The sequence below is a fragment of the Bacillus sp. REN16 genome, from assembly GCF_020731355.1.
In the GTDB taxonomy this organism is placed as follows: Bacteria; Bacillota; Bacilli; order Bacillales; family Bacillaceae_L; genus Ferdinandcohnia.
In genome coordinates this window covers 68602-81884 of the sequence record NZ_JAJFZK010000002.1, presented here as the reverse complement: position 1 = coordinate 81884, position 13283 = coordinate 68602, and the positions used below count along the sequence as shown (strand labels likewise).

Genomic DNA, 13283 nt, shown 5'->3' with positions numbered 1-13283 from the left:
TTAAATTATACGGGCGAAATGGAAAAGGCAATGCACCAGGCACATGGAATTGGCTATGAGGATTACTGTCGAAAGTTTAAGGAGCGTTTACGGGTCGAGAAAAACCGTGAACAAGAGTATAAGCAGGGCAGAATAATAGGCGCTCAAATTGATCGAAGAATTAATATTTAAATAGAAAATTCGTTTTATGAAACCCAGTGCTGCAACGCTGGGTTTTTATCATGGACACTACATTATAGAATGAATTAACCCAATATGTGAAAAATAAACCGAGAGCTAAGGCTTAAAGCACATGCATAACCCCTGTACCTTACATATCTCATTTATTTGTGTTATCTTAGTTATGGACAAGGTTTAAGAAAAAACACCCAGTTTATCACTTTTCATCATTCTCAAAATTTGATCGAAATTCACAGTAAATAATCAATCTGCACATTGCTGAAAATGTAATCTGATTAGCAATGTGTAAAGGTTGATATCACTTTGAATTTGTTATAAGATTGTAATGAGAATAAAATGAGAATAGAGTTTTGACTTTATTTGTCAAAACTATACAAAATATTTTTTGTCTAATGGAGGTAGTAGTTATGGCAGGATCAACTTTAGTTGTTAAGGATCTTCATGTCGAAATTGAAGGCAAGGAGATTTTAAAAGGAGTAAATCTTGAAATAAAAGGCGGAGAAATTCACGCAATCATGGGACCGAATGGTACAGGTAAATCAACATTATCATCTGCAATCATGGGTCATCCTAAATATGAGGTTACAAGTGGTAGCGTTACTTTAGATGGTGAAGATGTATTAGAAATGGAAGTTGATGAGCGTGCACGCGCTGGTCTTTTCCTAGCAATGCAATATCCAAGTGAAATTAGTGGTGTTACAAATGCTGAATTCCTTCGATCTGCAATTAATGCACGACGTGAAGAAGGCGATGAAATCTCACTAATGAAGTTCATCCGTACAATGGACAAAAATATGGACTATTTAGAAATGGATCCTGACATGGCTCAACGTTATCTTAACGAAGGCTTCTCAGGCGGGGAAAAGAAGCGTAATGAAATTCTACAATTAATGATGATTCAGCCGAAGATTGCAATCCTTGATGAGATTGACTCTGGACTTGATATTGATGCATTAAAGGTAGTTTCAAAAGGAATTAATGAAATGCGCGGAGAAGAGTTTGGTTGCTTAATCATCACTCACTACCAACGCTTACTTAACTATATTACACCAGATAAAGTACACGTTATGATGCAAGGACGTGTTGTTAAATCTGGCGGACCAGAGCTTGCACAACGTCTGGAAGCAGAAGGATACGATTGGATCAAGCAAGAACTAGGAATTGAAGATGAAACTGTAGATCAAGAAGCGTAAGCGTTAGGAGGATTATTATGACAATCGATACGAAATTACCATTTGATAAAGATTATGTCAGAGGTTTTTCGTCTACTCTCGGTGAACCAAGTTGGCTTCAGGAGCTTCGCTTACAAGCGCTTGAAAAAGCAGAAGACCTTCCAATGCCAAGACCAGATAAAACAAAAATTGACAAATGGAACTTTACTCAATTTGCAAATCATGTTGTAGAAAGTGCTCCATACAGCTCAATTGACGAGTTACCTGAAGAAATCAAATCTTTAATTCATGTTGAAGAACAAAAGAATTTATATATACAACGCAATAATACACCAGCTTTTATTTCTCTTACTGAAGATGTGAAAGCAAGTGGCGTTATTTTTACAGATATTCATACAGCTGCTCGTGAGCATAGTGACCTTCTTCAAAAATACTTTATGACAGAAGCTGTAAAGGTTGATGAACATCGTTTAACTGCTTTGCACGCTGCTCTTGTAAATGGTGGAGCATTCGTATATGTTCCAAAAAATGTGGAAGTATCAGTTCCGCTACATGCTGTATTCATTCAAGAAAATGGTGAAGCGGCCACTTTTAACCATGTAATTGTTGTGGCTGAAGATAATAGTTCTGTAACTTATGTTGAAAACTATCTTTCAACAACTGATTCTGTAAATACAGTAGTGAATATTGTGTCTGAGGTTATTTTGGGTGCAAATGCGAAAGTAATATATGGTGCTGTAGATGCCTTAGCAACGGGAAATACAACCTATGTTACTCGTCGTGGTGTAATCGGTCGTGATAGTAAAATCGAATGGGCACTTGGACTCATGAATGATGGAGATACAATTTCAGAAAATATCACGAATTTAGTTGGGGATGGATCCTACGCGGATACGAAGACAGTAGTTGTCGGTCGTGGCGAGCAAAAGCAAAACTTCACCACAAGAATTACTCACCATGGCAAAAATTCCGAAGGATATATTTTAAAACATGGTGTGATGAAGGACAGCGCAAGCTCAATCTTTAATGGAATTGGGCATATTGAACATGGTGCTTCGAAATCGAATGCAGAACAAGAATCAAGAGTATTGATGCTTAGCGAAAAAGCCCGTGGAGATGCAAACCCAATTTTACTTATCGACGAAGATGATGTAACAGCAGGTCACGCTGCATCTGTTGGTAAGGTTGACCCGGTACAATTATATTATCTAATGAGCCGTGGAATTCCGCAGATGGAAGCTGAGCGCTTAGTGATCCATGGATTCCTTGCACCAGTTGTAAACCAACTTCCAATTGAAGGAGTTAAAAAACAACTAGTTGAGGTAATCGAAAGGAAAGTTAGATAATGAATATCCAAGAGATTCGTTCCATGTTCCCTATCTTAGATCAAGAGGTTAATGGAAGACCTCTTGTCTATTTGGACAGTGCTGCTACATCTCAAAAACCTGTTACTGTTATCGAAACAGTTGATCGCTATTATCGCGAGTATAATTCAAATGTACACCGTGGAGTTCATACCCTTGGTACAAAAGCAACTGATGCTTATGAGAATGCGCGTGAAAAGGTTCGGAAATTTATTAACGCATCCTCTACTCAAGAGATTATTTTTACCCGTGGAACAACAACTTCAATAAATACGATTGCTGAAAGCTATGGGCGCGATAATCTTAAAGAGGGCGACGAAATTGTCATCACTTATATGGAACACCATGCCAACATTATTCCTTGGCAGCAAATTGCAAAACGTACTGGTGCGAAATTAAAATATATTCCTCTACAAGAGGATGGTTCAATTGATCTAAAGGATGTCGAAGCTACTGTTACAAATCAAACGAAAATTGTATCAGTCGTAATGGTTTCTAATGTTCTGGGAACAATCAACCCAATCAAAGAAATTACCGAAATTGCACACCGTAAAGGAGCAATTATGGTCGTTGACGGTGCCCAAGCTGCGCCACATATGAAGATTGATGTTCGAGATCTTGACTGTGATTTCCTTGCTTTTTCTTCCCATAAAATGTGCGGACCAACTGGTATCGGAGTATTATATGGTAAGAAAGCATTGCTTGAAAAAATGGAGCCAGTTGAAACTGGTGGTGAAATGATTGATTTTGTTGATTTATACGAATCAACATGGAAAGAGCTTCCATGGAAATTTGAAGCTGGAACACCAACTATCGCTGGAGCAATTGGATTAGGTGCTGCAATCGACTTCTTAGAGGATATTGGTCTCGAAAACATCCTAGAGCATGAGCACAAGTTAGCAAATTATGCAATGGAACGATTGTCACAAATAGAGGGTCTAACCATTTATGGACCTAAACATCGTGCAGGACTCGTAACCTTTAATATTGATGATGTTCATCCACATGATGTTGCGACAGTTTTAGATGCTGAAGGTATCGCTGTAAGGGCAGGACATCACTGTGCACAGCCGTTGATGAAATGGTTGAAGGTATCTGCTACTGCTCGTGCAAGTTTTTACCTCTATAATACTGAAGAAGAAATTGATAAACTAGTTGAAGGACTCATCAAAACAAAGGAGTATTTCAGCAATGGATTCTAACATAAATCTTGATACCTTGTACCGACAGGTGATAATGGATCATTATAAAAAGCCAAGAAATCGCGGAGTTATTCAAGATGGTGCGTTAACAATTGACATGAATAATCCAACCTGTGGGGACCGTATTCATCTCACTTTAAAAGTTGACGATGGTATTGTCCAAGACGCAAAATATGACGGTGAGGGATGTTCCATTTCTATGTCATCCGCTTCCATGATGACTCAAGCGATTAAAGGCAAGAAAATTGAAGATGCATTAAAAATGTCACAAATTTTCTCGGAAATGATGCTAGGAAATGAATATGATGAAGCAATAGATTTAGGAGACATTGAAGCACTTCAGGGCGTTTCAAAATTCCCAGCGCGGATTAAATGTGCAACATTAGCTTGGAAAGCAATGGAAAAGGGATTTAAGAACGAATAAAACTCTCTCAAATAAGAATGGAGTGAATGTATTATGGCAAAGAAAATGCCTGAAATCGGCGATTATAAATATGGCTTTGCAGATAAAGACGTTTCAATCTTCCGTTCAGAACGTGGTTTAACAAAAGAGATTGTTGAAGAAATCTCTCGAATGAAAGAAGAACCACAATGGATGTTAGATTTCCGTCTTAAGTCTTTAGAGCATTTCTATAAAATGCCAATGCCACAATGGGGCGGAGACTTAAACAGCTTAAACTTTGATGAAATTACGTATTACGTAAAACCATCTGAGAAATCTGAAAAGTCTTGGGATGAAGTACCTGAAGAAATTAAGGCTACTTTCGATAAATTAGGTATTCCTGAAGCTGAACAAAAATACCTTGCTGGTGTTTCTGCTCAGTACGAATCAGAGGTTGTTTACCACAACATGAAGGAAGACCTTGAAGCACTTGGAATTGTATTTAAAGATACAGATTCAGCTCTTAAAGAAAATGAAGACATTTTCCGTGAGCACTGGGCAAAGGTAATTCCTCCAACCGATAACAAGTTCGCAGCATTGAACTCAGCTGTTTGGTCTGGTGGATCATTCATCTATGTACCACCTGGCATCAAGGTTGATACACCACTGCAAGCATATTTCCGTATCAACTCTGAAAACATGGGACAATTCGAGCGTACATTAATTATTGTTGATGAAGGTGCAAGTGTACACTATGTTGAAGGATGTACAGCTCCTGTTTATACAACAAACTCACTTCACAGTGCGGTAGTTGAGATTATTGTTAAAAAGGATGCGTATTGCCGTTATACAACCATCCAAAACTGGGCTAACAATGTTTACAACTTAGTTACAAAACGTACTGTTGTTGAAGAAAATGGAACAATGGAATGGGTTGATGGTAACATCGGTTCTAAGTTAACAATGAAATACCCAGCATGTATCCTTAAAGGTGAAGGTGCTCGTGGTATGACACTTTCTATCGCAATCGCTGGTAAAGGTCAACACCAGGATGCAGGTGCGAAAATGACTCACCTTGCACCAAATACAACATCTTCAATCGTTTCGAAATCAATTTCAAAACATGGTGGTAAAGTAACATACCGTGGAATTGTACACTTTGGCCGTAGAGCTGATGGTGCTCGCTCAAATATTGAATGTGATACATTAATCATGGATAATCAGTCAACATCTGATACAATTCCATACAATGAAATCCTAAATGACAATATTTCATTAGAGCACGAAGCAAAGGTATCAAAAGTATCTGAAGAACAATTATTCTATCTAATGAGCCGTGGTATTTCTCAACAAGAAGCAACTGAAATGATCGTAATGGGCTTTATCGAGCCATTTACAAAAGAGCTTCCAATGGAATACGCTGTTGAGATGAACAGACTCATAAAGTTCGAGATGGAAGGTTCTATTGGTTAATACCAACAATTAAAAATGTTGATTTACAAGGCAAGGGGAAACCCTTGCCTTGTTTTTGATTTTTGCTATAAAAGGTAATCATCCCAAAAGTGAAGCGTTATGTATTAAAAACCTTCCCCTAAGTGTTAAAATGAATAATATATATAAGAGTAATGGAGGTGAAACCATGATTTACATCGGTGTAACGGGCTGGGGTGACCATGATAGCCTATATGCTGCTGGTACATCGCCAAAAGATAAATTAAAGGAATATGCAGGTCATTTTCCAATCGTTGAAGTGGATACATCCTTCTACGCGATTCAACCAAAACGGAACATAGAAAAATGGGTAAGAAATACACCTGGTTCTTTTCAATTCATTGTCAAAGCCTACCAGGGAATGACAGGACATCTGCGTGGAGAAATACCCTTTGAATCAAGAAAAGATATGTTTGATGCATTTCGTTTGTCACTTGAACCGTATAAGCAAGCAAACAAGCTGGCCATGGTTTTATTTCAATTTCCACCGTGGTATGATTGTAAACGTGAAAATGTAGACTATTTAAGATGGTGCAAGGATCAGATGAAAGATATCCCGGTAGCTCTTGAATTTCGCCATCAATCATGGTTTTCACCACAACTGAAAGTTCAAACTTTATTATTTATGGAACAAGAAGGTTGGATTCACAGTATCTGCGACGAACCACAGGCTGGCTCTGGTTCCATACCAATGGTCCTTCATCCAACTGACCAAAATAAAACACTTGTACGATTTCATGGGCGCAATGTTCATGGATGGACGAAACCAAACGAAGGCAATTGGCGTGATGTCAGGTACTTATATAAGTATAATAAGAAAGAGCTAGAAGAATGGATCAACCATATCCATATGCTGGGTCAAGAAAGTGAAACCATCTATGTATTATTCAATAATAACTCTGGTGGAGATGCTGCAGACAATGCGAAGCAATTTATCGACATGCTTGGAATCGAATATAAAGGTCTTGCCCCACGGCAATTAGACTTTTTTAGTTAATCCTTAACGAGGTTTTGTATTGGAGGTGAAGAGATGATTGAAACAGTACATATTTATCATACAAACGATCTCCATAGCCATTTTGATCGTTGGCCTAAAATCACAAAATATATAACGGAGATGAGACAGCTCCACCAACAAAACAAGGAAGAAATGCTGTTACTTGATATCGGTGACCATATTGATCGTTTTCACCCGATTTCAGAAGCTTCCTATGGAAAAACGAATGTTAAACTTTTAAACCAGCTGCAATATGATTATGCAACAATTGGAAACAATGAAGGGATTACGATGTCCTATGAATATCTTGATTCCTTATATAAAGAAGCTGAATTTAAGGTGTTGCTTGCCAATCTTTTTGACCAAAATGGAAAGCTGCCAAGCTGGGCTTGGCCCTATGATATTTACGTATTGCCAAGTGGTTTTAAAATTGGAATCATTGGTTTAACAGTTCATTATATTGGATTGTATAAGCTTCTTGGGTGGAATATCAAAGATGCACTTGCTGTATTAAGGGAAACACTTGAAGAAATAAAAGATAAAACAGATATGATATTATTAATGTCCCATTTAGGAATTAATGAGGACGAACAAATTGCTAGAGATTTTCCAGAAGTGGACGTTCTCCTTGGCGGGCACACCCATCACCTGTTAGAACAAGGAAAAAGAATAAACAATACATTGTTATGCTGTGCGCAAAAGTATGGGAATTACATTGGACATGTTACTCTTAAAATCGATTCAAATCAAAAAAAGCTAATCGAAAGTACAGCAAATGTAATCCTAACTAAATCACTTCCTGAGAGCAAAGAAACGAATGAAATCCTTTCACAGTACTTATTGGAAAGTAAACAACTATTAAAAAACGATATTATTGCAGAAATAGATGAACCACTCATAAGTGATTGGTTTGCAAAAACCTCTTTTTCTATGCTTTTAGCGGAGGTGCTCCGTGAATGGTGTGGTGGCGACATATCGATGGTGAATGCGGGGCTGTTGCTTGATTCGCTTCCAGCTGGAAAAGTAACCCGAGAAGACCTGCATCGAATTTGCCCGCATCCAATTAACCCTTGCAAGGTTCGGATAAAAGGTGATGAATTGAAAGAAATCATTTTACAATCCAACACGGAGGAAATGGAAAAACTAAGAATCAAAGGCCTAGGCTTCCGTGGAGAGGTTATGGGCAAAATGGTGTATGACGGAATTGAGATTGAAACAACTAAGCTATCGGATGGACTGGTCCATATCACGGATATCAAAATAAATGGTGAAGAGCTTGATCCAGATAAAACGTATTCAATCGCGACCATTGATATGTTTACTTTCGGATCCCTTTTTCCTGCTATACGGGATTCCAAGGATAAAAAATATTATATGCCAGAATTCTTAAGGGACCTTTTAGCAAAAAAAATAAAATCAATCGGTAAAACGATATAAGACTCCTAGTCTAAAGATATACGCTAAAGATAGGTCCATGGCAAGTACCCATTTCTAACACAATTTTCTTTCCAGACACATAACTTAGTAAGGAAAGGAGTGTGCTAGGAATGGTCACAATGACACCAATATTAATTGATAATCATCAATTTACAGCCATTACCGTTAAACTACCAAAGACAAATTTTATGGCAGTCACAAATGAAAATGGCTACATTATGTGTGGAGCTCTTGATGTTGCACTACTAAATGAAAAACTAAAAGAACGTGGCATTATTGCTGGTAGGGCAGTTGGTGTTCGTACAATCGAGCAATTACTGGATGCCCCTCTTGAATCAATCACATACGAAGCCGAGAACCGTGGCATCAAAATCGGAATGAAGGGCAAAGACGCCTTATTAAAAATGATCTAATACACAGGACCTCACAGAAGGTTTATAATATAAAAAGGACTGTCACCACCGAAACTTAGACCCCCACGATATGGGTCACAAAGACGAAGACATCAGTAAATTGCCTTCTTAGTCTTTGATCCTTATGTTCTATAAATAGTTATCGTACATCCCCCCTTACTTGCATACAATTAGCATGTAAGGGGGGATTTTCATTTGGCAAAATTCAGACGTCGCCTACAACCAAGAAGGAAAGGGCCCTTGCCATTTCGTTACGTCTTTTTACTAACAATTGTCTTTTTTATCTTCTCGACGTTGATCGGCGTATTTATTGTGAATAAGGCGATTGAGCCTGCACTTATGGCATATGCTGAAAACGAAACAAAGAGAATTGCTGCTAATGTTATTAAAAGTGCAATTAACCAACAAATAAATGAGGAAGAATTAATCCAAGAGGATTTAAGCTTTGTACAAACGGATGAAAATGGTAAGGTAATCAGCTACAATACTCAGATTGTCAATAAAATGGCAACAAACACGTTAAGTAATATTGAGAAATACTTAAAGTATGTAAATGAAGGAGAAATTAATAAACTTGAATACCCCGATTTAGAAATTGAAAAAGATAATGCAACTGGGCAAACAGGATTTGTCTTTAAGGTGCCCCTTGGGGAGGCAACAAATAACTCCATCTTAGGGAACTTAGGTCCAGAAATTCCGATACGCTTCCATATGGTCGGATTTGGGGAAACGACCCCGCAAGGAAGAATTGACGAGTGGGGAATTAACAATGGATGGTTTCAATACAATGTACTAGCCACAGTAACGATGCAGGTTATTTTACCATTTACAACAGGAGAAATAGAAATCGAAACGATTGTTCCTGTTATTAATCAAAACATTTTGCACGATGTTCCTGAGTTTTATAATAATGGAAGTGAATCGTCACCTTCGATTGAGTTCCCAACAGACTAACGAAAAATACTATACTAAAATAGTTGTTTTATAGAGTGTTATAAATTATACTACAAAAGGAAATCTAAAAATGTATACAGTGAGTAATGATGATTTTTTTCTATCATTACTCTCTTTTTTATTTATAAGAAAAGAGTAACTTCTTTTATCATATAAGGTTGGTCTTTCATGAAAAATCAATACTGGAGGAACACATCATGTCTGGAACTATTTATTCAATCATCCCGCCAATCATTGCCCTTCTTATGGTGGTCTTAACCCGCAGAGTTCTGCTTTCACTTGGAGTCGGAATCGTAACGGCGGCAGTTGTTTTACACGGAAATGTATTACTAAATGATGGAATCGGTGCCTGGCTAGAAAACATAGCTCTTACCATTTGGAATAGCTTTAAAGCAGTCTTTGTTTCAGAAGGGGCACTAAATACATGGAATGTATATATTATCTTCTTTTTATTCCTATTAGGAATTATCACAGCTTTCATTTCCATCTCTGGAGGAAGTCGTGCCTTTGGAGAATGGGCCGGGAAAAGGGTAAAAACAAGAACAGGCGCACAGTTGTTAGCTGCTGTTTTGGGGATTATTATTTTTATTGATGATTATTTTAATGCGTTGGCTGTTGGACAGGTTAGCAGACCAATTACAGATCGCAATAAGGTTTCCCGTGCGAAACTGGCTTATATAATCGATTCGACATCTGCTCCAATTTGTGTTGTTTCACCAATTTCAAGCTGGGGTGCATACATTATTGCAATTATTGCACCAATCTTAGTAACACATGGCATTACTGAGTATTCGCCGTTATCCGCTTTTATACAAATTATTCCTATGAATTTATATGTTGTATCAGCTATGTTAATGGTGATTGCTGTTGCAGTTTTTAATATTAATATCGGAAATATGAGAGTACATGAAAATCGTGCAGTGGAAACGGGAGTGCTAGTTGATCCCGAAAAGCCAGTGCTAGGTGAGTTAAAACAAGAATTGCCTCAAAGCGGAAAAGGGTCTGTTGGTGATTTAGTTTGGCCAATCATAGCACTAGTTGTTGGTACAGTTGGTGCCTTATTTTGGACAGGCTATAAAGCATCAGAAGGTAATGTCACGATCATTAGTGTGTTGGAAAACACGGACGTAACTGGATCCCTATTATATGGTGGATTACTTGGCATTATTGTTACTTTAGGATTGTTTCTAGTTCAAGTCTATGCAAAGAATGCAGTAAGCTTAAATCTTCTTCCGCAAGGAATCATCGAGGGGATTAAATCAATGCTTCCAGCTGTTTATATTTTAATATTTGCATGGGTGATTGTTGACTTAATTGGGCAAATTGAAACTGGAAAATATTTAGCGGGAATTGTTGAAAAATCAAACTTAAATATTGCATTTTTACCTGTCATCCTATTTGTTGTAGCGGGTATTATGGCGTTTGCTACAGGAACATCTTGGGGAACTTTCGGAATGATGCTTCCAATCGCAGGGGATATCGCAGCAGCTTCAGACCTTACTTTAATGCTGCCTGCTCTTGCTTCTGTCTTAGCGGGATCTGTATTTGGAGATCATTGTTCGCCAATTTCAGATACAACGATTCTTTCTTCGACAGGTGCTGGAAGCCACCTAATTGATCATGTGATTACACAGCTGCCGTATGCCATTTTCTCGGCTATTTTTGCAGCAATGGGTTATGTAGTACTAGGTTTAACAGAAAGTACATTATTAGGTTTGCTGACTACTTTGGTCTTATTTACTATTTTTGTAATCACAACGAAAAACAGAGAAAAGGCTTAAAAATACTATCCAAAATTTTAATAAGCGAATGTAAATACTATGTTATGAGACAGGGGAAATAGAACCTTTGTCTTTTTTTTATAAAAAGTAATTCTAATTTTAAAATAACCTTTTGACACGTCAGTAAAGACTGGCTATACTAATAGATAGATTATAGACAATAATCTGAATTTAAAAAACTTTCCATCTTCAGTCTAGTGCTAAAGGACTATCGCGTTAATAGACTAAAGTGGAAAAAGGGAGGTTTATTTATGGAGAATCGTCCACAGTGGGGAACGCGGGCAGGCTTTGTTCTAGCAGCCATCGGTTCCGCGGTAGGACTGGGTAATATATGGAGGTTTCCATATGTTGCTTATGAAAATGGAGGAGGAGCATTCTTTCTTCCATACCTTTTTGCCATCTTAACGGCCGGAATACCAATCCTAATTCTTGAATTCACGATTGGCCAAAAGTTTAGAGGATCAGCACCACTGTCATTTTTCCGATTAAATAAAAAAATGGAGTGGCTAGGTTGGTGGCAGGTATTTATTTCATTTGTTATTGCCACTTATTATGCGGTAATTATTGCTTGGGCAATTTCTTATACGTTCTTTTCGTTTAATAAGGCATGGGGCGAAGATACAGGGGGGTTCCTCTTCTCTAAATATTTACATTTAGCTGAAACGCCCGGAGATGTTGGGGCACCAGTGCTTGGGGTTTTCGGTCCGCTAGTTGTGGTTTGGGCAATTACACTATTTATATTATTTAAAGGTGTTAAAAAAGGTATTGAAAAAGCAAATAGAATCTTTATCCCAGCATTATTGGTTATCTTTACAATTATCGTTATTCGTGCCGTTACATTAGAAGGAGCGGGCGCAGGCTTAAATTCCTTCTTCCAACCAAACTGGGATGCAATTATGGACGGTAAGGTATGGGTTGCAGCATACGGACATATTTTCTTTAGTTTATCAATTGGTTTTGCAATTATGATTACTTATGCAAGTTATTTACCAAAGAAGTCCGATGTCGTGAACAACGCATTTATTACTGGTTTTGCAAACTCAGGATTTGAATTATTAGCGGGTATTGGTGTATTCGCTGCATTAGGCTTTATGGCGACTCAAGCTGGAGTACCAGTAGACGAAGTTGCAACTGCTGGTGTAGGACTTGCGTTTGCAGTGTTTCCACAAATTATTAACCAAATGCCATTTGGTGAATTTTTCGGAGCACTCTTCTTCTTATCATTAGTATTTGCTGGATTAACATCACTTATCTCTATCTGTGAGGTATTTATCGCAGCAGTTCAAGATAAATTTAAGCTTACTCGTAACAAAGCTGTGCTATATGGTGCTGGTTTAGCATCGCTTATTTCAATTCTTTATTCAACAAATGGAGGCTTATACTTCCTAGATGTTGTTGACTACTTCATCAACCAATTTGGTATCGCGGTTGCAGGATTAGTTGAAGTTATTCTAATTGCATGGGTCTTCAGGCAAATGAATCCATTACAAGCTCATGCGAATGCAGTTTCAGATATGCGTGCCGGCGGATGGTGGAAATTCTGTCTGGGAATTGTAACACCAATCGTATTAGGGTATATGATGTTTGACCTTTTCAAGCAAAATATCCTACAAACATTCGATTTTGAATCTGGAAACTATGAGGGCTATGCAACTTCATTTATCCTCTTCCCAGGTGTATTTATTGCTATTGGAGTAATTGTACTCGGAATTGTGTTTTCACTTAAAAAGTGGAGTCGTGCAACGTTAGAAGAAAACTATTCTTCTAGCAACGACAAGGGGGTAGGACTATGACGGGTGGCGCAATTACTATGATGGTTATTGGTATGATCGTTTTATGGGGTGGCTTGGCAGCAAGTCTCGCATATGCTGTTAAAAAGGCCAAACAGGCAAAACAAGTGGAGTAGATGA

General features: G+C 37.9%; 13 protein-coding genes. All 13 read left to right on the top strand.

The window, feature by feature from the left end:
* Positions 1–18 precede the first annotated feature (18 nt).
* The 13 genes from LKW28_RS02415 (at position 19) to LKW28_RS02355 (ending at position 13279) form a co-directional block, all read left to right on the top strand.
* Positions 19–171, top strand: a complete 153-nt coding sequence (locus tag LKW28_RS02415; RefSeq protein WP_229138739.1) for a hypothetical protein — start codon at positions 19–21, stop codon at positions 169–171.
* A 416-nt stretch (positions 172–587) separates the two neighbouring features.
* On the top strand, positions 588–1373 hold the full coding sequence (gene sufC / locus LKW28_RS02410) for a Fe-S cluster assembly ATPase SufC (RefSeq protein ID WP_229138738.1): 786 nt from the start codon (positions 588–590) through the stop codon (positions 1371–1373).
* Between the two features lie 17 nt (positions 1374–1390).
* Positions 1391–2698: a Fe-S cluster assembly protein SufD gene (sufD, locus tag LKW28_RS02405; protein WP_229138737.1), complete on the top strand. Its 1308-nt coding sequence runs from the start codon at positions 1391–1393 to the stop codon at positions 2696–2698.
* Entirely contained in the window at positions 2698–3918 is a 1221-nt protein-coding gene (locus tag LKW28_RS02400; protein ID WP_229138736.1) for a cysteine desulfurase, read from the top strand. Before sufD ends, LKW28_RS02400 begins: the two co-directional genes overlap by 1 nt.
* Positions 3908–4342, top strand: coding sequence for a Fe-S cluster assembly sulfur transfer protein SufU (gene sufU / locus LKW28_RS02395; protein WP_229138735.1), 435 nt, complete (start codon positions 3908–3910; stop codon positions 4340–4342). The genes LKW28_RS02400 and sufU overlap by 11 nt, the downstream gene beginning before the upstream one ends.
* Positions 4343–4375: 33 nt before the next feature.
* Complete coding sequence (gene sufB, locus LKW28_RS02390) at positions 4376–5773, top strand: Fe-S cluster assembly protein SufB (RefSeq protein WP_229138734.1); 1398 nt, start codon at positions 4376–4378, stop codon at positions 5771–5773.
* 166 nt (positions 5774–5939) lie between these two features.
* Positions 5940–6788, top strand: a complete 849-nt coding sequence (locus LKW28_RS02385) for a DUF72 domain-containing protein (protein WP_229138733.1) — start codon at positions 5940–5942, stop codon at positions 6786–6788.
* Positions 6789–6821: 33 nt separating this feature from the next.
* Positions 6822–8225 carry a bifunctional metallophosphatase/5'-nucleotidase gene (locus tag LKW28_RS02380; protein WP_229138732.1) on the top strand — a complete coding sequence of 468 codons (1404 nt, stop codon included), beginning with the start codon at positions 6822–6824 and terminating at the stop codon, positions 8223–8225.
* Positions 8226–8335: 110 nt separating this feature from the next.
* Positions 8336–8638, top strand: a complete 303-nt coding sequence (locus LKW28_RS02375) for a YunC family protein (RefSeq protein ID WP_229138731.1) — start codon at positions 8336–8338, stop codon at positions 8636–8638.
* 195 nt (positions 8639–8833) lie between these two features.
* Positions 8834–9592 carry a sporulation protein YunB gene (gene yunB, locus LKW28_RS02370; protein ID WP_229138730.1) on the top strand — a complete coding sequence of 253 codons (759 nt, stop codon included), beginning with the start codon at positions 8834–8836 and terminating at the stop codon, positions 9590–9592.
* 197 nt (positions 9593–9789) lie between these two features.
* The gene (locus LKW28_RS02365; protein ID WP_229138729.1) at positions 9790–11373 is read left to right on the top strand and encodes a Na+/H+ antiporter NhaC family protein; all 1584 of its coding nucleotides are present in this window, start codon (positions 9790–9792) and stop codon (positions 11371–11373) included.
* A 251-nt stretch (positions 11374–11624) separates the two neighbouring features.
* Positions 11625–13166, top strand: a complete 1542-nt coding sequence (locus LKW28_RS02360; RefSeq protein ID WP_229138728.1) for a sodium-dependent transporter — start codon at positions 11625–11627, stop codon at positions 13164–13166.
* On the top strand, positions 13163–13279 hold the full coding sequence (locus tag LKW28_RS02355; protein ID WP_229138727.1) for a methionine/alanine import family NSS transporter small subunit: 117 nt from the start codon (positions 13163–13165) through the stop codon (positions 13277–13279). Before LKW28_RS02360 ends, LKW28_RS02355 begins: the two co-directional genes overlap by 4 nt.
* Positions 13280–13283 lie beyond the last annotated feature (4 nt).